The organism is Streptomyces sp. NPDC018947 (assembly GCF_044390505.1).
Taxonomy (GTDB): Bacteria; Actinomycetota; Actinomycetes; order Streptomycetales; family Streptomycetaceae; genus Streptomyces.
In genome coordinates, this window is sequence record NZ_JBIRZD010000019.1 from 131311 (window position 1) to 151731 (window position 20421).

18 protein-coding genes and 1 pseudogene are annotated in these 20421 nt (G+C 71.3%); 11 read left to right on the top strand and 8 right to left on the bottom strand.

What is annotated here, in order from left to right; translation table 11 throughout:
- Positions 1-198: 198 nt before the first annotated feature.
- The 6 genes from ACH499_RS30255 to ACH499_RS30280 form a co-directional block, all read right to left on the bottom strand.
- Complete coding sequence (locus ACH499_RS30255) at positions 199-885, bottom strand: hypothetical protein (RefSeq protein ID WP_399019801.1); 687 nt, start codon at positions 883-885, stop codon at positions 199-201.
- A gap of 299 nt (positions 886-1184) precedes the next feature.
- Positions 1185-2099 (bottom strand): replication-relaxation family protein, encoded by a 915-nt coding sequence (locus tag ACH499_RS30260; RefSeq protein WP_399019803.1) that lies wholly within the window; start codon positions 2097-2099, stop codon positions 1185-1187.
- Between the two features lie 414 nt (positions 2100-2513).
- The gene (locus ACH499_RS30265; protein ID WP_399019805.1) at positions 2514-3218 is read right to left on the bottom strand and encodes a hypothetical protein; all 705 of its coding nucleotides are present in this window, start codon (positions 3216-3218) and stop codon (positions 2514-2516) included.
- Positions 3219-3343: 125 nt separating this feature from the next.
- Positions 3344-3682 (bottom strand): hypothetical protein, encoded by a 339-nt coding sequence (locus ACH499_RS30270; RefSeq protein WP_399019807.1) that lies wholly within the window; start codon positions 3680-3682, stop codon positions 3344-3346.
- Positions 3683-3722: 40 nt separating this feature from the next.
- Entirely contained in the window at positions 3723-4205 is a 483-nt protein-coding gene (locus tag ACH499_RS30275; RefSeq protein WP_399019809.1) for a hypothetical protein, read from the bottom strand.
- A gap of 33 nt (positions 4206-4238) precedes the next feature.
- Positions 4239-5375, bottom strand: a complete 1137-nt coding sequence (locus ACH499_RS30280; protein ID WP_399019811.1) for a hypothetical protein — start codon at positions 5373-5375, stop codon at positions 4239-4241.
- A 382-nt stretch (positions 5376-5757) separates the two neighbouring features.
- On the opposite strand from ACH499_RS30280, the pseudogene ACH499_RS30285 reads away from it, so the two are divergent.
- The 11 genes and pseudogenes from ACH499_RS30285 to ACH499_RS30335 all read left to right on the top strand — a co-directional run.
- Positions 5758-5850: pseudogene (locus ACH499_RS30285) on the top strand (hypothetical protein); the annotation flags it as partial.
- 92 nt (positions 5851-5942) lie between these two features.
- The gene (locus ACH499_RS30290; protein WP_399019813.1) at positions 5943-6179 is read left to right on the top strand and encodes a PIG-L deacetylase family protein; all 237 of its coding nucleotides are present in this window, start codon (positions 5943-5945) and stop codon (positions 6177-6179) included.
- A 447-nt stretch (positions 6180-6626) separates the two neighbouring features.
- Positions 6627-6950 carry a thioredoxin gene (gene trxA, locus ACH499_RS30295; protein ID WP_399019815.1) on the top strand — a complete coding sequence of 108 codons (324 nt, stop codon included), beginning with the start codon at positions 6627-6629 and terminating at the stop codon, positions 6948-6950.
- A gap of 229 nt (positions 6951-7179) precedes the next feature.
- The gene (locus tag ACH499_RS30300; RefSeq protein ID WP_399019817.1) at positions 7180-8103 is read left to right on the top strand and encodes a hypothetical protein; all 924 of its coding nucleotides are present in this window, start codon (positions 7180-7182) and stop codon (positions 8101-8103) included.
- A 17-nt stretch (positions 8104-8120) separates the two neighbouring features.
- Complete coding sequence (locus tag ACH499_RS30305; RefSeq protein ID WP_399019818.1) at positions 8121-9044, top strand: hypothetical protein; 924 nt, start codon at positions 8121-8123, stop codon at positions 9042-9044.
- Positions 9045-9085: 41 nt separating this feature from the next.
- Positions 9086-9466, top strand: coding sequence for a hypothetical protein (locus ACH499_RS30310; RefSeq protein ID WP_399019820.1), 381 nt, complete (start codon positions 9086-9088; stop codon positions 9464-9466).
- Between the two features lie 30 nt (positions 9467-9496).
- Positions 9497-9862: a hypothetical protein gene (locus ACH499_RS30315; RefSeq protein ID WP_399019822.1), complete on the top strand. Its 366-nt coding sequence runs from the start codon at positions 9497-9499 to the stop codon at positions 9860-9862.
- 34 nt (positions 9863-9896) lie between these two features.
- Complete coding sequence (locus tag ACH499_RS30320) at positions 9897-11315, top strand: hypothetical protein (RefSeq protein ID WP_399019824.1); 1419 nt, start codon at positions 9897-9899, stop codon at positions 11313-11315.
- Between the two features lie 3 nt (positions 11316-11318).
- On the top strand, positions 11319-12347 hold the full coding sequence (locus tag ACH499_RS30325) for a polyprenyl synthetase family protein (protein WP_399019826.1): 1029 nt from the start codon (positions 11319-11321) through the stop codon (positions 12345-12347).
- 89 nt (positions 12348-12436) lie between these two features.
- Positions 12437-14233 (top strand): hypothetical protein, encoded by a 1797-nt coding sequence (locus tag ACH499_RS30330; protein WP_399019828.1) that lies wholly within the window; start codon positions 12437-12439, stop codon positions 14231-14233.
- An 81-nt stretch (positions 14234-14314) separates the two neighbouring features.
- On the top strand, positions 14315-18016 hold the full coding sequence (locus tag ACH499_RS30335; protein ID WP_399019830.1) for a hypothetical protein: 3702 nt from the start codon (positions 14315-14317) through the stop codon (positions 18014-18016).
- Here ACH499_RS30335 and ACH499_RS30340 read toward each other — a convergent pair.
- Both ACH499_RS30340 and ACH499_RS30345 read right to left on the bottom strand, forming a co-directional pair.
- Entirely contained in the window at positions 17991-18920 is a 930-nt protein-coding gene (locus ACH499_RS30340) for a hypothetical protein (protein WP_399019832.1), read from the bottom strand. The genes ACH499_RS30335 and ACH499_RS30340 overlap by 26 nt on opposite strands.
- Positions 18917-20419: an FAD-binding oxidoreductase gene (locus ACH499_RS30345; RefSeq protein WP_399019834.1), complete on the bottom strand. Its 1503-nt coding sequence runs from the start codon at positions 20417-20419 to the stop codon at positions 18917-18919. The genes ACH499_RS30340 and ACH499_RS30345 overlap by 4 nt, the downstream gene beginning before the upstream one ends.
- Positions 20420-20421: the final 2 nt, after the last annotated feature.

Sequence of the window (20421 nt, forward strand, 5' to 3'; positions counted from 1 at the left end):
TGCTCCGATGAAAACTCAAACCGCGCGCACAGATATTGACCCACCCGCGCGACGCCATATATTGCATGCCGCGCTCGCGTGATCCGGTCCCCACCACGCTCTCCGCTACTGCACGGGTCGCACCGCCGCAGGGGCAGACAGGCCCGGCCATGACGCCAACCCCACCCGGCTGGGGCCACCGGACTCATCCAGGCCGGTCTATGTCTGGCGCGGGTTGTCCAGCCAGGCATGGAGGTGCTGTGCGGCCGCGGCGAGCTCGGCCGGTGCGCCGGCCCCCAGCGCCTCGATGCGTCCCGCCAGGTCGCCGGCCATGCGCCGGATCGCATGCAGGGGATCCTGGGCGGGCCCGGGTGGTCCGGCTTCGGCCGTGGGAGCCGGAAGGTTGGGAGCCAGGGAGCCCGCACTTGCCCGGGCCAGCAGGTCGAGGGCTTCACCGCCGTACTGGGCAGCCTGATCACGCAGCAAGGGCTGCAGGGCGACACGTCGTTCCTCACGGTCGACGGCGTCCTGCCCGGCCCGCTCCGCCGCCTGCACGGTCTGAACGTAGTGCTCCAGACGGCGAATCCGTCCGGCGATCGCGCCCCGCGCCGCGTCGAGTGCCTGGACTGGAGTGTTCGGCGGTGCGCTCGCGTCGATGCTGTCGGCCTGCTCCTCCAGCGCGGAGACCTTGGCTGTCAGTTCTGCGCAGGACCACAGCAGTTGTGTCAGCGCCCACACCTCGTCCCGCACGGTGGCGCGAGCCAGCTCCTCGGGGACTGCGGTGGCGACAAGACGGTCGAGGCTGTCCTGGTACGGCTGCAACCGGACGGGCAGCACGGGCTTGTTGACGATGCGATAGCCGCCGCGGTGGCGGGCCGCAGCCCGGTAGCCGTCCTGGTAGCACAACCACCTGTACGAATCGCCCCGCTCCCGCCGTTTCGGCGGCCGGCCTGCCCAGCGCGGCCTGTCGGGAACGGGACCCTCAGGAGGGGGGAGCAGCTCCGGCGGAACGCCGGCAATGAGCGCCGCGTCCTCTGCAGGTACGAGCGGGTCGATCAGTACGTGCAGGACATGACCGGCTTCCGCTGCGGCCGCTCTTCGCTCCATGATCGGTCCGCTCGGCGGCTGAGGTCGGCAGGACAATGAGCACGTGCTCGCAACGGTGCCCCAGGAACCGATCGTATGGTCGGCAGGGAGCGGCGTTGTCACAGGTCGGTCCACGGTCGGGGCTTGCCGCCGGTCAGGGGGACCCACACCGCCTGGGAGAGGCCGTGCTGCTCGATGTCTTCGAGGATGGCCGCTCCGAGGCGTACTTCGCGGGCGAGGTGGGCTACGAGCGGGTGCTGGGCGACCATCGCCTGGAGGTCGCTGATCCGGTTGTCGAGCCTGGTGCGGGAGGCGCCGGTGAGAAGGAAGAGGACGCGAGGAAAGACCGGGTACCAGCGGAGCCAGGCCGGCGCTGCCGTGTTCGTCCTTCGGCGGCCGACGGGCTGGGCCTCGTACTGGAACAGCCGGGCGTATTCGATCAGTTTCACGGCCAGTCGTTCGCTGCTCATGGTCGTGCGGTCGACTTCGATGAAGGCGCGCAGCTTCTGCCGGTGGCCGGGGCCGGTGACGGTGTAGTACATGACCGCGTCGGCCATGACCCGTTCTCCTTCGCCGATGGAGTGGGACACCTCTGGGGTCCAGTCCCACGGGCCGTGTTCGTGTCCGAGGCGACGGGCGTCGGCGGCGAAGGCCAGGTGAGCGCGTACGACGGCGAGCGTGTGGCTGGTCTTCAGCGATGCGGCGGTTGCCGAGGTGATGGGGTAGGGAGGCCGGCCCCGCAAGGCGGGCAGATCGCGCGTCAGGCGGGCTCCTTCCGGTGTGAGATACCAGGCGTTGGTACGGGAGCGGTTTGCCTCCGGCAGCACCGTGTAGTCGACGAAGCCGTCGGAACGCAGCTTGTTCAAGACCCTGGACATCAGCTGGCGTGTGCCCTCAGGACGCAGCATGCAGCGCAGCTGACTGGTGGTGGCGATGCGGTGCTGGGCCAGGGCGGCCAGCACCTGCAGACGCAGGGGTTCGGCCGGGCTGGGGGACAGGCTGGCGGGTGCAGTTTTCTGTACCAGGCTGGTCATACCGATCCTTCCGACGTGCGCGAGCCTGGGGGCGGCTCCGCCGCCGCTCAGCAGACCCTTCGCCCCCGACCAGAACCCCGACCACGGAACCCCGACCACGGTCACGAACGCGTAACGGACCAGGCGTGGTGCGGTGGTCGGCATGTTCGATCCCGACCACGGGTCGGGACGCCCGGGCGGCAAGGCAGACGGCCGCGTGGACCTGGGCGCCCGGGCCGGGGCAAGGGAGCGGACGCGCCCTTCACGAGGGCCGGCCGGGGAAGGTGGGCGATGGCCGGTCCGCAGCAGCCGCAGCTGCTGCGGGACGCGGTGGCGAGCCGCGTCATGCCGGCCATCGTGCGGCACCCGGCCCGCAAGGGACCAACAATCCCGTAACCGGATGCCGCGTCTATGGGGCGGTGGGCGAAGATGTGCTCACCGCCGGTTCTTCCCTCGGCGCTGTGCCGCCTGCTCGAGGATCCGCCGACGTGTCCACCGCCGGCGTCCCCCCTTCTCCGTGAGGGCATCGGGAGTTTCCAGCAGGGGCAGGTTGCCCTGGGACAGACTGCTGGAGAAGGAGTTGATGCTTTTGAACCCCAGCAGTGCCGCGGCCTGAGTCGCTCCCAGGAGCTCGTGGGGATCACCGTCGACGGGGACGTCGGGCAGTGCGGAGGCGGTGCGCTTCACACCGGTTTGCCGTCCGCGGCCGGGCCGAGTGGCCATCCAGTCCAGCAAGGTCTGCACGCGCCACAGCTGCCGGCGGTAGGGGTTTTCGGCGGTGCCCATCTCTTCGACGACGTCCGGGTCGGGGAAGTACCCGGGGTGGTCGCGGACGAAGGTGGTGACCTGGTTGGGGTTCTTGTAGCCCAGAAACCTCGAGGCCTCTGCCCCGTTCAGCAGTTCCTGCGGGTCACGGGCGGGCGGTGTGTGCGTGCGCAGGCGTGCCGGCGGGCGGTTGGCGAACCACTTGGTGACTTCCGCGTGGTCCCACAGGCGGGCGCGTCCGCGCATGGCGGCGACTTCCGGGAATCCGTTCTCGGCTCGGTCGGTGTAGAGGCTGCTGATCCGCGCGGGCGTCAGGCCCTGTTCAGCCGCGATCTCGGCAGCGTCGGCCAGGCGAGGCTCACGGCGCGAGGTCATGGCTGAACCGTCCGTCCTGTCGGAGGCGAGCCGGCCTGCCCGGCTCGCAACTCACATAATGGCAGGAGTTTGGGTTGAGGGTCCAGTACGCCGCCCAGCCTTTCCCCTCCGGCGTGGGGAAGGTTTCATTGCTCCGGGATCAGGCACACGCCACGTCGCGCTGCGTCCTCGGCCATCTCTGAGTAGGCAAGGGCCGCCGGGGTCATCTCCCACTCGGCAAGGGCGAGCAGCAACACCAGCTCGTCGCGGTCCTGGGACGCATCGCACGGCACGCCGGCCGCGGCCGCAGCCGCCATTAGATTCTCGTCGGACAGGCCGGAGAAGCTGGCTGCCACCGCGTCGCGCAGGTCGGCGAAACCCTGCTGGTACAGCTCGCTGGCTTCGTGCAGGAGCAGCATCAGGTCAGCGTCGTGGCTCTCCGGGGCGGCCGCGGCCAGGTCGAGGAGGCGCTGCGTGGTCGTCATCAGCAGCAGTATGCCCTTCAGGAGGGATCGGCGGGCGTGATCAGTGAGGTGGGGCACAGCCGTCGCACAGCGCACGGCCTGTGCGGCGGGCCAGCTCCGGTTCCTTGCGGGGTTCGCGCCTGAGTGCCTGGCGCACCTGGTCCTGGAGGGCGGTGAACTCCGGTCCGTCGTCCGGGCAGACGATGCCGGGCTCGGGCGCCTCGCAGTGTGCGGCGTGCCGGATCAGGTCGGTGATCCGCCAGTCCGGGCGGAAGCTGTCGCCACGCGCCTGCTCGACCTCGGCGTACAGGTCGGCCAGCCGCGGCCGCCGCCCGATGGCGAGCAGCAGGTCGCGACGGGAGGCGAAGACGCACAGCGAGCAGGAGCAGCGGGAGCTGCCCAGCCAGTCACCGGCGCCGGGTACGGAGTCGTAGGTCCAGCAGTAGCGCACTGGCGCGTTGGTGTGCCACTCCTTGACTGCTTCGGTCGGCCAGTCCTTGACGGGCAGCCACTCGTCCACGATCCGCGCGCTGTTGGCCTGCACCCTGCGGAAGGCCGGGCGCTTTATGCGGTCGGCTCACTCGTCGCTTCGCAGGCCCAGGACCTTCAGGATCCGTACCGGCCGGCCGAGCTCGCGGGTCAGGCGGCTGACCATCGGCGTCCAGGTGCTGGAGACCACGCCCTCCTTCGCGGCCTTGCGGCAGTACGGGCTGCCCATGCGGGGGAACCGCCCGTAGGCCGCGATCTCGGTGAGCAGACTGTGCGGCATCCGTGTGCCGTCCGGGCCCGGCATCGTGCGGGTGACCCCGACGTGCCGGTCGGCCGGCACCCCGAAGGCGGCGCTCTGCAGCGCGGCGAGCTCGGACACCCCCGGGTAGCGGACGCCGTCGAAGACGACCGGCGGCCACTCCAGCACTCCCAGGCTGGAGTGGTAGGAGATCACCCGGTCGTCGACGCCGGCGGCCCGGGCGGCGTCCATGAACACGGCCGTCATGACCGCGCTGTCCTTGCCGCCGGACAGCTGAGGTGCCAGAAGATCGTACGAGGTCAGGTCGGGTGCACTGGGCGTAGCGGGATGCGAAGGCATGACAGAGCTCCAGGGGGCGAGGGACTGGGCGGTGTGACGGGTCAGGCGAGCCAGGCGGGCGTCGGTGTTGGTGAGCCGCTCATGCCGCCGTGTGCTCGGGGTCGGGGCGCTTGGGGTAGGGCCGGAGCGAGGGGACGCCGAGCTTGATGTCCTCCCGCTCGCGCCGGTACGGCCGAGCCGGAAGACCCAGCGGTGGGCACCGCGGTGGCGGACGTTGCGGGCGCCTACCGCCGCCAGGGCCTCGCGGAGCCACCGCGCCGGGTCGCACCCGGGCCGGGGCCTCGGTGCACCGAGTGCGATGAGCTGAGCTGCGGCGTACTCGTGGCCCTGCTCCTGGCGGCGGATCTTCTGCGCCGTCCGGTCATGGAAGACGGTGCCGTCCGGCAAGAGCTTTACCGTGCGGGCGGTCGCGCGGCCGGTGTACAGGGCGTTCGTCGCCGCATAGATCGTCCCGACGTGACCGGGCATGACCAGGGTTCCGGACGCGGTTCGCCGCAGGACCGGGTCGGCGAACGAGACGACCCAGCGCACTCCCTCGGCGAGAAGAAGGCCGAAGCAGCGGGCGAGGAACCAGCTTTCGGCGTTGCCCGGACACTCGTCCAGCAGGACGAAGCGGGAACATTCCACGGACTCGGTGAAGGGCCTGTTCTGCGCACCGGTAGACGTGCATCTCGCAGGTCACTGGGTGTTCTGCCTGTGAGTCAACGATGTGATCGACAGGTTGATGTCGGGGTTGGTGAGCTCGCAGTTCAAGCGGCGTGTAGCTCCTGCCGGTCGGACCTCGCCCACCTCGGCGTAGAGGTCGGCCAAGGGACAGCGCGTCGCGAAGGGGGCTAAGACGAACAGCGAGCAGGAGCGGCGTGTCGGCCCAGTCGACCGCGTCGGGTGCCGAGTCGTCGGTCCACCAGCGTCACGAAGGCGTCGGCGTGCCACGCCTGTCGGTTCAAGGCCTGCCTCCCTGCTCGGCGTGTTCGCCCACCCCGACGACGAGAGCCTTCTGGCAGGTGGCGTGTTCGCCCTGCACGCCGCCGCCGGTGCCCGTACGGCGGTCGTCACAACGACCTGGGCGCCTGACAGCCCGCGGGCCGCCGAGCTCGCCGACGCCCTGGAAGCGCTCGGCGCCGGCGCACCGCAGATGCTCGGATTTCGCGACGCCCACAACGCGGCTTCGGCCCCCGGGCACGCTGGTGCGACGTGGACCTCGATGAGGCCGTCGCCCAAGTGGTCGCGCAGATCCGGCAGTTCCGCCCCGAAGTCGTCGTCACCCATGACGTACTCGGTCAGCTCACGGGGCACCCGGACCATCGGCGCACCCACCAGGTGGCCCTCCTCGCCGTGGAGGCCGCCGCCGTCGCCCAGCTCTGTCCCGAAGCGGCAAACCGTGGCAGACGACGGCTCTTCACACAGCTACACATCCCCACTCCTCACTAGGCGACCTGGGGCCACTCTTGCAGCAGGTCGGCAAATCCCTGCGAGTGTCCCGAACACGTACGCGACCACCACCGTGGACGTCTCAGCCTGGCTCGATCAGAAGTGGAGGGCGATCTGCTCGCATCGCAGCCAGACGGACAGCGGACGCTCCCTGCCCGGCCTCCTCGTACGGATCGACGGCGACAGCCGCGCGCGGATCTGGGCACCGAGTACTTCACCCCTCTCGGCATCGCGCCACAGGCACATCATCAGCGTCCGGGACTGAACCGCTGAATCGCGCTCCGGGCCAGGATGTGCGACTGCCGCATCGCTCGGCTCGGTGCGGGCGACACACCGTGACAGGGGGCTCGTCCCACCACCGGCAGGGGGACCGGTGAAGGCTGGTGTTCCGGTGTCATCGCATACGCGTGTCCGGCGGGAAGCCGGCCTCAGAACAGGAGAAAGTGCATGGCCGACATCGTCACCGCCACCGACGCGAACTTCGAAGAGGTGGTCCTCAAGAGCGACAAGCCGGTCCTCGTCGATTTCTGGGCGCCCTGGTGCGGCCCGTGCCGGGTGCTCGAACCCTCGGTGAAATCGCTCGCCGCAGAGCATGACGATCTCGTGGTCGCGAAGCTCAACGTCGACGACAATCAGACCACCGCCTCGAACTACGACGTGCTGTCCATCCCGACGCTGATCGTCTTCGCCGGTGGCCAGCCGGCGGAAAAGGTGGTCGGCGCCGTTCCGAAAAGAGTCATCGAGGCGGCGGTTTCGCGGCTCTTGAAGTAACCCACGGCCGTCCGCGCCGTAGCCGTAGCCGTAGCCGTAGCCGTAGCCGCGGCCTCCGGGCGCCTCCCCCCGCCTGACGCACGAGGCGCCCGGGCTGCCGGAGTCCGTTCCTCGGCTCCCGGACACGGTGCACCGCCACGGCTCGCGCGGACCGGGTCGCGCCCGTCCGATCGAGTGAGGGGGGGAGAAATGTCCGAGTAAGCGAATATTTGCGTGGCATGGTCCGTATATGGGAAGCGCAGCGTTCGATCTCGCCGTCGGAGTCACCGCCGAGACCGTGGACGCTGGGCTGAAGCAGCTGCACGTCGGTCACCGGGGACTGCTCAAGGGCGGCCACACGGCAACCGTCTCCGGCGTCCGGTACTCCCTGGAATGGGACCTCGAGGAACCGCCGGAGATCTCCTTGTGCGCTCCTGACGCCGCTCGCTGGGCGAAGACCTGGAAGCAGAAGGGCGTCAGTGCGCTGCCCTCCTCCGGGGTGGTCCAGCTGGTGATGCCGAAGGTGCGGCTCCGGTGGTGGCCGGACGGCGGCACGTCCCGCGAGCTGAGCTGCGGGGTGGCCGTGCCCGCCCGCCTGCTGGCCGTCGACGGCGCGATCCGGGTCGAGCTGCTGGGAGTGTGGATGGAGTCCCCCCCGGCCGACAGCAACGACCGCTTGGTCCTGCGGAGGGTCCTCGTCCCCAAGCTCCTCGGTATGGGCAGTGCCCGGCTGAAGGAGCTCAGGATCCCCGCCCAGCGCCTCTTCGGCACGTCCGTGGACCTCGCGCCCGTTCTGGTGGACGTCACCGGCAGCCACCTGGTCGTCGCGGCCGCGCTGCCGCCCCGGTCCGCCGAGGACACGGCCATCGACTGGCCGGCGGACAAGGAAGTCTTCATCCTGGCCGGCCCTGCGCTGATGACGACGCTCGTCGGCGCGGCGGCGCAGCAGGAGGCGGACAAGAAGGAGCCGGTCGTCAACGAGAAGGAGTCAGTGGCGGGCCTTGCCGACGCCACACTCGTAGCGCATTTCCGCGGGCTCAAGAACCTGCATGTGGACGCCCAGAACCCGAGACGGCTCTCCGCCGGTGTGGACGTCGCCTGGAAGGGCGCCGTCCAGCTGTTCTCCTTCGTCGACGGGGGCTGCGCGCTCGTCGAGGCCAGCCAGAACATGTGACGAGGGAGCACGGCGACATGACCGCATCCGATCTCGTGGTGGCCCTGGGGCAGGACACCCTCAACGACCTTCTCGTCAGCCTGGGCTCCCGCCCCGGCCTCCTGGCAGGCAGCCTTCACGTGCCCGTCGGCCACCGGGACATCCCGCTCGACTGGTCGCTCGACAAGCCCCCGGTGCTCTCACTGCACGAGCCCGCCGAAGCCGAATGGCAGGCGGCGATCGGCCCTCGCGGTGTGCCGCCCGGCCGGGTGGCGGGCGCCTTCACCGTGCTGCTGCCCGAGCTGACTGCCGGCGGACCGGGCATCGCACGGGCCACTCGGACGGTGAAGGTCCTCTGCACGCTCGCCATGCGGTCCGGGACGCCTGTCCTCACCCCGCTGGGCGCCGAGGTGGACCTGGAGAACGTGCCCGACCAGGGCGACCGGGCCGTCTACCGGCACATCGTGGTGCCCAAGGCGCTGAAGGCCGCACTGGCCCTGCTGGGCCGGACCGTGCTGCCCCGGATCGAAGTGGCGGGGGTCTCCTTCGGTGACTTCGCCCTGGCCGCCGGCGCGGGCATGGTGGTCGCCGCCGCGAACACCGACGACCGCACTCCCGCCCCGGCTCCCGATCTGGCCGCCCTCTTCCCGCGGGCCCCGGCCTTCGAAGTACTGCTGTCCCGCGCAGCCCTCCAGCGCGCCGCCCGCGTCGCGGTCTCCGACCTGGTCGGCCGTTCCGATGCCACCGGCGGCAGCTCCAGCTTCGGGATCGGGCGGGCCCAGTACCAGGGCCGCGTCCAAGTGGACGCGGCCGCCGCGGGGGTCACCGGCAGTCCGCTGGAACTGGACGTCGACATCAACCTGTCCGTCCACGCCGAGGCCGGCGTCGACCTCTTCCCCGACATCGAAGAGACCCTGAACCACATCGCGGAGAGCATCGGCCGCGCCGTGTCCAGCTACTGACGGCACGTCCGCCCTTCATCCGCGCCTCCCCGAGGAATCCCATGGCCGACATCGGCATCTCCTACGACGCCTCCGTCACCCCCGCACCGCTGCGGGTGCGTGTCCGGCTGAGCCTGTCCGACACCACCGTCCGGGCGACGCTGGAAGACGTCCCTGGCTTCGTCGCCGTCCTCCGCCCGGTCGGCAACGTCGGTGAGCAGATCCTCTCCGGTATCGCCTGGCCCGTGGCCCAGACCCTCGGAGTGCTGCTGCCCCAGGTCGGCCACCGGCTCCTCGCGGGGCAGTCCTTCGACCTGCTGCCACTGCCCGCACCACCACCCCTGCACGTGAACGGCCGGCGCCTCACCCCCGTCCTGGACAACCCGTCGCTGAGCGCCCGCGACGGCATGCTCAGTTTCACGGCCACGCCCAGGCTGACCTGACCCCCACTCCCGAACGGAACAGGACTGCACATGGCCCTCATGGACTTCACGGTGCGCACCGAGCCCGACCCCCCACGGGTCACCGTCCAGGCCGACGCTCTGTCCGACACGAACCTCACGCTGAAGGTCGTGCACCTGGATCTCTCCGCCATCCGCCTGCTGCCGACGAACGAGGGCGCCCTCGCCGCATGGCTCCCGGCCACGGGGCTGGCGAATCTCGCCACCTCGGCCCTCAGGAGGTCCTTCGAGAACCGGACTTTCGAGGTGCCGCTCGGTCAGCTCCTGGGGGCCTCCTTCCCCGCCGGTGACACCGAGGTGAGGGTGCGGCTCGACCGGCCCGAACTCGGCTCCCACCAGGGAATGCTCATGATCAGCGGCACCGCCTCCGTCTCCTGACCCGCCCGTCCACCTCCCAGGAGCCCCTCCTCCGATGAACGACCCGCAGCTCTCGCCCGGCGGCGATTCCTACGCCGCCGACCCCGTCCGCCTCGCCGACACACCCGGCTATCCCCTGGCCCGCGGTGTGGACACGGCCGACATCGACACCGTCCCCTACGACACCGGGGCCCTGAGCATCCGCTTCGGCGACCTCGCCCTGCGCCCCCTCGCGGCACCGGTGCCGGAGGCCACCGAAGTCCTGGCGGGGTTCACCAAGGTCACCTACCGCATCCCGGCCCTGTCGCTGACCGGCCGGTACGCGATCGACGCGCGGCCGGACGAGATCAGCACGATCGACGCCGGCGGCAACCCGTTCCAGCCGCTGACTGCGGAGCAGCGGCAGCCGACGTTCCCCGCGGCCCCCGCCGCCCGCACACCGCCCGACGAACAGACCCAGCAACGATGGCACGGACGGGCCCGCGCGCACCGCGAGGCCCTGACGAGGACGGAGAACGGCAGGAAACTGCTGGCCGAGTACGGGAAGCACAACGACACGTACTGCGAGGTCTTCGCGGGCAGCGACTTCGCCAGCGAGACACTGAGGGACATCTGGCGCAGCGGCGGCGTCACCCGGCGCATGGGGGAGCACACGTACTCCGTCACCGACCCCGGCGTTCCCCCCTCTGAGCAGCAACCGGTCAACCAGTGGACCGACCCCGCCGACCCCGCCCTCACCTTCAACGCCCATGCCTGGCGTCAGCGGACCGCCCTGGTGACGGCTCTCAACGCGAAGGCGGACCTGGCGGAGGAGGACGACGACGCCGAGGCCTGCGAGCGCTACGAGGCGGCGGCGAAGGCTGCCCTGTCCTTCAGCAAGGAAGTCGAGCAGATGGGGAACGGGGGCCGGGACGTGGCGCCGATGACCCGGCAGCAGGTCTTCCAGACCGTCGAGGAGCACTCGGGAGCAGTGCAGCAGCCGCCCCCGGAGGCCATGGCGCCCTACCGGCTGCCCACCGTACTGGGCGAGCCCGGGCCGGAGGGGCGGCCAGGCGGCTCCGCCGGTACGACACCCGACGGCTGGGTGGAACTGACCGCGGACGACCACGCGGTGATCGAGCGCTTCCACCGGGCCCACTACCGACAACAGGCCGCCGAAGCGGAGCCCGCCGACAACACGCTGCACCTGGGGCGCCTTACGGCCCGGCTCGACGACGTCCGGATCACCCTGCGCCTCCCGGCCGGCCCCGGCGCTCCCGCGGCCGAGCTGGAGGATGTCGAGGTCGCCCTGCCGGAATTCGACCTCGGTGTGCAGGACGAGCAGTGGGAGGGGAACGCCGGGGAGGTGGCCAGGGAGCGCCTCGCCGGGATGACGTTCCTGCTCGGGCTGCTGCGCGACGCCATGGCCGAGGCGCTGCGCCACAGCGTCCTCGCGGGCATGCCCGGATTCGCGCTCCCCGCACAGGAGGACTGACCGGTGCTGATCCTCGACAGGCACGCGGCCCCGGAGGACGCGGCCCGTACCGTCTGGGCGGAGCTGCTGGCGGAGGACCTGATCCGCTACGAAGCGATCCTGGAAGAGGCACTGGAACCGCAGCGGGAGTACCTCAGCGACGCCGAGTACACCATCTACCGGCGAGGCAAAAGGCTGCGTCCGGCGGTCCTGCTGCTCGCCGCTCACATGGCGCAGGGGCCGGGCCCGCTGCCGGTCAAGGTGCTCCAGGGCGCCGTCTCCCTGGAGATGCTGCACGTCGCCACCCTCATCCACGACGACGTGGTGGACGGCTCCATGCTGCGCAGGGGTATGCCGTCGGTGAACGCGGCGCGCGGACCGGGGACCGCGGTGATCGTCGGCGACCTCCAGTTCGTCCAGGCGATCCGCGGGTTCGTTCACGCCATCGACCGCGACAAGGACATGACCCTGGTCAAACTGGTGCTGGACAGTGCGTTCGAGACCTGCCGCGGTGAGCTGGACGAACTGCGCACCGACCTCTCCCAGAAGCCTGCCGTACTCGTGCGGCGTTACTGGGAGACCGCGGACCGCAAGACGGCTGTCCTCTTCGGGCTGGCGGCCGAGTCCGGGGTCGTCCTGGCCGACGGGCACAGCAGCGACGCCCGCCGGGCCGGTTTCTTCGGGCGCGGACTCGGCCGCGCCTTCCAGGTCATGGACGACCTGTTCGACCTCGCCCGGGCCGAGGACGCATCCGGCAAACCGTGCGGGGTGGACCTGCTGCGCGGCCGTGCCTCCCTGCCGCTGATCTACGCCATGGCCGAGCTGGGGCCGGCCCACCGGGTCACCCGGGTGATGCGCGGCGAACCCGCCGACCCGCCGGCGCTGGACAGGCTCCTCGCGCAGGTCCGTGCCACCGGCGGCTTCGCCCGTGCCTACGCGGACGCCCGCACCCAGGCGCTCGACGCCCTGGAGTTCCTGCGCCCCTTCCCCGACAACCGCTACCGCCGCGCGCTGCACGACCTGACCCTGCACATGGTGGACCGGTCCCCCTGAGCGGAGCCCCGCCACCCGCCCCACTCCGCGCCCCGGCCCGGCCGTCCCCCGCGACGCCCGGGAAGCCGGGCCCGTCACCGGGAGACACCATGGGAACCACCCTGATCAGCTTCGTCTACGACACCATGAGGAAGCGGCTGAACAACCCTCGCAGCCGCTACTGGCTGCCGACTCTGCTCCAGCAGGTGAAGACCCCGGACGGGGGCACCCTGACCCCGCTCCGGGCACCGGAGTGGAACCTCGGCGCGATCGCAGACCAGCAGGGCGCGACGGTGGGCGCCACCATCGCGGACGGCTGGTGGTTCGTCGTCGGAGCCGCCCATACGCGCGCACGCAAGCGCAAGGCGCAGCTGGAGAAGGACGGGCACGAGGTGCCACCGGACCTCAAGGATCTCCCCGAGAACCTCCGCGCCTTCACCTCCCGCCCGAGCGCGGCCCACCCGTTTCCCTCGCTGTCCTTCTCCTCCGTCGAGATCCACCACCTGCCCAACGCCGCCGTGGGGGACCTCACCGGGCTCACCAAGACCGCCGACGGCTACCAGGGGACGGTCCGGATCACGCTGGGGGCCTACGACACCGGCGAGTGGAAGGACAACAGCCAGATCAGGATCAAGGGCGGCTACCTGCTGCGCCAGGAAGTCGTCGCCGCCGACGTCCCGGCAGACGGCTCCACCGGCCCGCTGCCCCCGACGACGACAGCGGTACGCGGGCTGGAAGGGGTCACCTGGCCCACACAGGTGGTGGAAGGGCGCGGGACGGTCGCACTCACCGTCCAGGGCCTCGCGTTCGACGTCCACACCACCCTCCGCGTTGCGGACAGCGGTCCACACCGTGTCCTGGCGGCCCAGGTGGACTCCATCAACGTCGCAGCCGACAGCGCCCCCACCTTCAAACTGACCGAGCAGGACGTGACCATCGAGGACGAGGGGACCAGCGCCAGAAAGATCGAGGGCTGGAAGCAGGCGGCCGTGACCGCGTTCAAGAGCGGCGAAGCCGGCAAGGCGCTCAGGGCCGCCATCGAGTCCGCCTTGTCGGACCCCAGGCAGCGCGCCGAGTTCTCGGCCGCCATCACCGAGCAGCTGGCCGCGGTGCTCAACGGCTTCCTGGGCTCCGTACCGGCCGGCGCCTTGCCCACCGGGGAGTCCGCCGGACCGGGGCCGGTGGAGCAGTACCTGTTCGACCGGGTTCGGCTCGCGATGAGCTCCCCTTCGTCCGACTTCTACCCGCCGGCCCTCGTCCATTCCGTGGAAGACCCCGGGCTCGTCCCTCTCCGGATCGCGGACCTCGATCTGGGTCCGCAGTCCGTCGACGACATCGAACTGAGCAGCGTCTGCCTGCGCGACGTCACCGTCCAGGGCCTTCCCAACCTGCTGATCCCGCCGGAGGACGCACGGCTGACAGCCGACGGCATCGACCTGGCCCTGCGATTCGGCCGCATCACCGGTCGGCCCGTCATCCCGGGCACCCGCGGACCGGACGGCTCGTCGCACTGCGTACCCGAACCGCCGCTGGTCCTCACCGGCCGGTTCGAGGCGGTCTTCCCCCCGAGCGGCGACGACGAGGACGACGTGCTCCGCGGGGACATCACGGCCTCGCTCACGCGGCCCTCGCTGCTGGCGGGACTGGTCTTCAGCGGCCCCGACGCCGACGCCCTGCGGATCTCCCTGGGCTCCCTCGACCTCGAAGTCGCCGCCGAGGAGCTGACGGTGGAGGTGACCGCGGGTGACCTCTTCCGGGAGGTGATCCGAGCGCTGTTCGACTCCACCCCAGTCAAGACCGTCATCCTCAAGGGGATCCGCGAGCGGACGCTCGCCCGCAAGGACGAGATCGCCGACGGGCTGACCACCGCCACACGCCGCATCATCGCCGCCAAGCTCACGCAATAGCCGCACCCCGGGCGGGCACACGGCCCGCCCTCGCCGTCCCCCTCCGCCCGCCGCCCCGCGGCAGAACCCCCGGGACCCCCCATGCACGTACAGGAACTGCACGATCTCCTCGACAGACGCACCACAGGTGACGCCATCAGCCTCGGCAGCGACGACTTCGGCTGCGCTGCCGCGCCTCTGGTGACCGAGTGGCTCGGCGGCACACTCACCGTCACGGGGGTGCGGCGCAGTGCACGCACCGATGGAACCGTCGTGCTGAGGGGAACCACCAGCCTGCTCGGAGTGAAGGGCCGACCCGTCAGCGGCATCGAGATCGGTCTCGACCCCGCCGATCAGCGGCCCTCGCTCTACCTCCCCTTCACGCTTCCCACGACGTGGAGGTTCACCGCTTCCTTCCCGGAGACCAAGGGCAGCGACCTGGCCGGACTCGCCTTCGCCACGGAACCGGAGTTCCTGCTCAGCTCCACCGTCCGGCCAGCGGCCGACGGGCGCCCGTCCCTGCTCCCCGGGTTGACCTTCCACGGCGCCGAAGTAACGACGGCGGACATCCCGGAATGGCTCGCCGAACTGCTCGCAACCGCCCCCGGCGCCCTCGCGCTCACCGGGCCCATCGCCCGCACGCCCGGTCCCAAGGGCACACGCCGGGCCGACATCGCGCTGACCTCTCCCCCACGGGGCACCGGAGTTCTCGGGGCGTCCTTCTACGTTTGGGCGGGCTCACGCACCAGCCGCGCCGACGACGGCTCACGCACCGTGGCCCACCCGGTCCACCTGCGCGCCGACCTCGCTCTCGACCATGGCATCACGGCGACGGTCAGCACACCGCTGCCCACCGGAAAAGGAAAGGTGACCTTCACCGCGGAGGTCCTGCCGGGCGAGTACCTGCCGGCCACGTCCCTGGCCTCCTGGGAGGGCAGCGGCAGCGCGATGCGGCAACTGGCCGGTCAGGGCTTCGAACTGGGCGACACCGTGCTGCTCACCGAACTCGGCCTCGTCATCGACCCGGGCAAGCTCCAGGACGGGCTGAAGGAGGCGGTCACCGAGGTCACCGTCAAGGCCACCGCCAGACCGACGGTCGCCTGGACGGTAGCGAACACCGTCGAGGTCACCGAAGTGGGCGCCGAACTCGCCGTCACCCGACCGCTGACCCGCAAGTCCGGCGCCACTGTGACCGGGTACGGGACGTTCACCGTTGGCCCCGCCCTCCGGATGACCGCCACCGCCCGCATCCCGCCCGGCACGTTCCGGCTCACCCAGCACAAGGACACCACCGCCAGGCTCTCCGACGTACTCGCGGGTTTCCTACTCCCGGCGCCGGCCGGTCTGCCCGAACTGACGCTGAGCGGGTTCAGCGGCTCCGCCACCCCCAGGGAAGGCGAGTACTCCCTCACGGCCAAGGTCGCCACCTCGTGGTCCCTCTCGCTGGGGGCGGCCGAAGTGGAGCTGACCGGCGCCGAACTCAAGCTCGACCGGAAGAAGAAAAAGAAAGAGGAAAAGAAGAGAAACGGAGAGAACAGAGAGAACGGAGAGAACGGAGGGGGGACGGCGGGGGAACAGCAGGAGCGTGCGGACAAGAAGGAGGGCGAACCGGAGTCGACGGATCGCCCGGACCCCACCCACGAGGTCACCGGCGCGGTGTCGGCCACGGCGAAGCTCCGCCCCGTAGGCGGCGACACGAGCGTCGACTTCACGGCGACCTGGACCCTCCCCCGGTCGTTCGCCCTGGAGGGGACCCTCCCCGAGATCGAACTGACCGAGCTGCTCGACCACTTGTCCTGCCCTCTGGAACTCCCGTACGGGACTCCGGCCGTGTTCCTGAAGGACTCCAAGGCCACGCTGCGCGCCGGCAAGGCGATGGCCGGGCAGCCGGCCTCGGACGTGCACTACGAACTCGGTCTGCGCACGACGGTCGCGTTCGGGTCCCGAACCCGGCATCCCCTGACGCTCACCGGCAAGGCCGGCCGGTCCGCCGACGGCACCTTCTTCGCCGCCGCCCTCTGGCAGCAGGACTGGACGTGGTCACCCAAGGACGTCGAAGGCTGGGGAGACGTCCTGGGCATCCTCGGCGACCTGTCCTTCCGCAAGTCGGGCCTGGCCGTCTGCACCGCGGACGGCGTCACCCTGGACGCCGGTGCGAAGCTGCCCGACACCCTGCCCGAAAAGCTGGGCCGTGGGCTGACTTTCTTCACCGAGGTCACCTACGGCGAGTCCCTGGCGTTCCTGCGGGAGATCTTCCCCGACACCGAAGGCATCCAGCTGACCGCCCGGCTCGCCCGCTCGATCGCGGACTCGGAGTTCACCGCCGTCATCGGCGACGAGGAGACCAAGCCCGGGTTCGGCTCCCTCAGCCTGACCATCGTGCCGAAGAACCTCAAGATCAAGCTCGCCACCACGTTCTTCCTCGACGTCTCGGCCCTCGGGTCGCCGTCCGGGACCAGCCTGCGCTTCGTCGCCGCCGGCGCGGTGGAGAAGACCGACACCGGCTGGTCCTTCAGCCTCAGCCTCGTCCTTGCGGCGGCAGAGGAGACCTACGGTCCAGCCCTGGCCGGGCAACCCGATCGCAGGCAGCTCTGCGTGGTCGACCTCGACGAGCCCGGGCACATCCTGCTGCCTGGCATGGGGCCCGGGCACTTTGCGGCGGCCGTCCCGGCCGACGGCGGGATGCCCTCCGCCGTACCGGCAGCGCCCGCTGCCCAACGGCGAACCTGGGAGAACGCCTTCGGCATCGAAGGCTTCAACATCGCCTACTTCTACCTGGAGATGGCCTACAGCCCTCTCGGCGGGTTCAAGCTGGGCGGCGGCGGCTCCGTCGACATCGGCCCAGCGTCCCTGGAACTGGCCGTACACGGCAGGGTCTCCCCGCCGTCGGTCAGCGCCTTCTACTTCTCCCTGACCGGGACCTCCCCCGAGCGCGGAGTGACCGTCCTCGACCTGGTCAAGATCATCGAGCCGGATCCGCCGTCCGCTCTGAGCCCGCTGGACGGCGTGGTCGTCCGCGAACTCACCCTGTGCGCCGTCGCCGACCCGGACGGCTGGACCAACGCCGCTACCCAGCAGCGCTGGGAGCCGGGCTTCTACGCCAGGGGCGACATCTCGCTGGGCGGCAACACCTGGCGGTTCCAGGTGCGCATCCACCCCGCCGGCCTCTACATCAGCAGCCAGGTGCAGTACCCCATCGAACTGGGCGGCGTCTTCAGCTTCGCCGGGAACGACGGCACCACCGGTCCACAGTTCCACCTCGACACGGGAGACCTCAAACAGGGGCAGCTGCCGGAGAAGATCTTCTACCTCTCGGGCAGCCTCTCGCTCCTCGGCCACCGCGTTCTCGCCGTCGAAGCGCTGCTGGAGACGGGCGGGTTCGCCTTCGACGTCGCCGTGAACATCGTCACCGCCCGGGTGAACGTCCACTGCCGCCTCAACGAGAAGGGGCTCAAGGCCAGCGCCGGTGTCGAGCTCGACTTCGCCATCACCCTGCCCCGGGACGCGCAGATCGCAGGGGTGCCGCTTGGTGTCGGACTGCTGATCGGGGTGCACGTACGGGGCACGATCGAGATCGACGTCACCACAGGGGCGATGGTCCGGCTCAGCGGCGCCTTCTCCCTGCAAGCCCTCGACACCACGCTCATCTCGACCAACGCCACAGTGGAGTTCGGCATCCGGTCCTGGGACGACGTGGTGGGCGTCCTGGAGAACGACCCGGCCAAGCTCCTGGAGAAAGTCGCCACCGATGTCTGGGAGACCGCCAAGAACTGCGCCCTCACGACGGCCGGCGCGCTGATGTGAGCACCCCCGCCCGGGCGGTCAGCAACTCCGTGGCCGCGCCCTCCTCCCCGGCCGCCGCGGCCCGCTCGGCCGCGGCGCCCAGCAGGGCGGCGGCGCGGGCGAGCACCCGGCCGACGGCCTCCGCGCATCCGGCGGCCACGAAAGGGGCGGCGCCCCCGGCACGCCGGGACGCCGCGTCCCACCGGGCTCGCCCGGCACCGGGCAGTTCCCACCACACCGCCGAGCGGATCCCCGCGGCGGCGTCGCGGTGCACGTCCGCCGCGTCGTCCACCAGCCGCCACGCCAGGGCGAATTCCTCCACCAGCGCGGACCACCCGGCCGTGGTGCGGCCGCCGGTCTCCAGCAGCCGGGGCAGCAGCGTCCACACCGCGGCCTGCTCACGCGCGGCGGCGCAGTAGGCGTCCAGGTCGACGGGCGGCCGCGGGGCATGCGTGGCGCACAGGTACCGCTCGGTGTGCCGGGCGACGAGCCCGGGAGCCGCGCCCCAGTCGGCGCAGAGCGCCGCCCCGTCCTGCTCGACGCACCGCCACAGTTCGGTACGCAGCTGCAAGGCCGCGAGATCCGGTGCGAGCTGCCGATCCGTCAGATGGTCGTCCCACAGGTGGAGCAGCAGCGCGGCGGCGTGCAGCCGCTCGGCGTGCGGGTGCCGGGCGGCGGGCACCCAGTGCAGGAAGGACCACACCGGTGCGGGGAACAGCACGAACAGGTCCCCCTGATCGGCTGTCTGGGTCCGGCCGTGCCGGTCCAGCAGGGCGGCGGCGCTGTCCGCCAGGGGCCCCGGCATCCGGTGGACGACCTCCAGCACCCGGCTGTGGAGGCGGCTTCGGAGTGCCGAGACGTCCGGTGTCTCCAGCACCGCACCGAAGCCCGGTGCCGGGGCGGCGGCGTGAACGGTCCCGCTCACCGGTCGGCGCCCCGACCGGGCGGCGCCCGCAGGACCCCTCGCGGGTCGAGCGCCGAGGCCATCTGGTCCAGCAGCAGCCGGCTCCCCGGATTCCCGGCGTCCCCCAGGTCCTCGCCGAGCACCGGCCGGTAAGGGTGGACCCCGACGCGCGCGCACCTGCGCACCAGTTCCCGGCGGCACTCCAGCGCCCGTACGTCGCCTCCCGGCTCGTCCCGGTCCCAGAAGAGCCCGGCGACGCAGTGCAGGTCCCGCGCACCGAGGCGGAGGGCGAGGCACGGTTCCACGCCGCGGTCGGTCATGATCCTCTCCACCAGTCGCAGTACGGCGGCAGCCCTCGTCCCCGTCATGGGCAGCAGCGGGGCGAACCAGAGCACGCCGCAACCGTCCCGGTCGGGGTCCCGTTCCCGGTCGGGCGGAACGTGCAGCGGGCCGCCCGGCTTGTGGCGGTAGGCACTCGCCAGGCCCGGCGCGCTGTCACGCGGTCCCGCACCGCCAGGCGGCCCCCCGGCGTCCAGGGCGGCGGCGTCACCGGTGTCCCAGTGGTCTGCGTACGGGGCGAAGGCGCGCAGTACGGACTCGTGCAGCAGGTCCAGCGCCCTGGGGTCGTCGGCCCACAGCTGGGCGTGACCGGTCCACGGTCCGTCGAAGGGTTCGGGCGGGTGGCTCCGTGGCGCCGGCAGCAGCTGCGCGGCCAGCCGGGCGCGGTTCCACAGGCTCACGGCGACGCCGCCCGAGGTGCGTTGCAGCAGCCGCCGGGCCGCGTCGACGGTTTCCGGGAGGCGGCGCTGATCGGGCAGCCGGAAGACCACGGTCCGGGTCAGCCCGGGACGGGGATGCAGCCACAGCTCGGCGGACACCACGACACCCGGGCCGCCCTGGAGGAACAGCCCGGTCAGCGCGGGGCCCGGGCCCGGGCCGGTCGACAGGCGGCTGCCGTCCGGGCGGACGACCTCCAGCCGCCGCAGGTGGGAGGCCATGTCCTGGTACGGTCCCTGCCCGATGCCGCGTTGCAGGGCGTTGGCCAGGACGGAGGTGCCCCCTCCGGCCCCGGTGGACGGGGGCAGCAGGTGCGACGAGCGCCGCCGAAGGGCCCCGGCCAGCTGCCCGAAGGTGACACCCGGCTCCACGGTGACCAAACCGAGCTGCTCGTCGTGGCCGAGGATTCGGTCCAGCCGAGCCAGCCGCAGCACCACGATGTGGTCGGTGGGCGGGCAGCCTGAGCCGTATCCCCAGTTCCTGCCGGTGCTGACCGGATGGACACGGATGCCGTGGCGGTGGGCGATCCGCAGGCAGTCCCGGGTCTGAGCCGCGTCGGCGGGACGCAGGACCGCCGCCGGCAGCGGGGCCGGGAAGGTGCACCGCCCGGCGGCCGCGCGGTCCTCCGGCCCGGTGAGCACGTGCGCCTCTCCCAGCACCCGGCGCCAGGCCGCCACGGCAGCGGTGGGCAACCGCGGGCCCGGGCCGGACAGCCCCCGGACCGTGTCCATGTCTTCGGTCATCG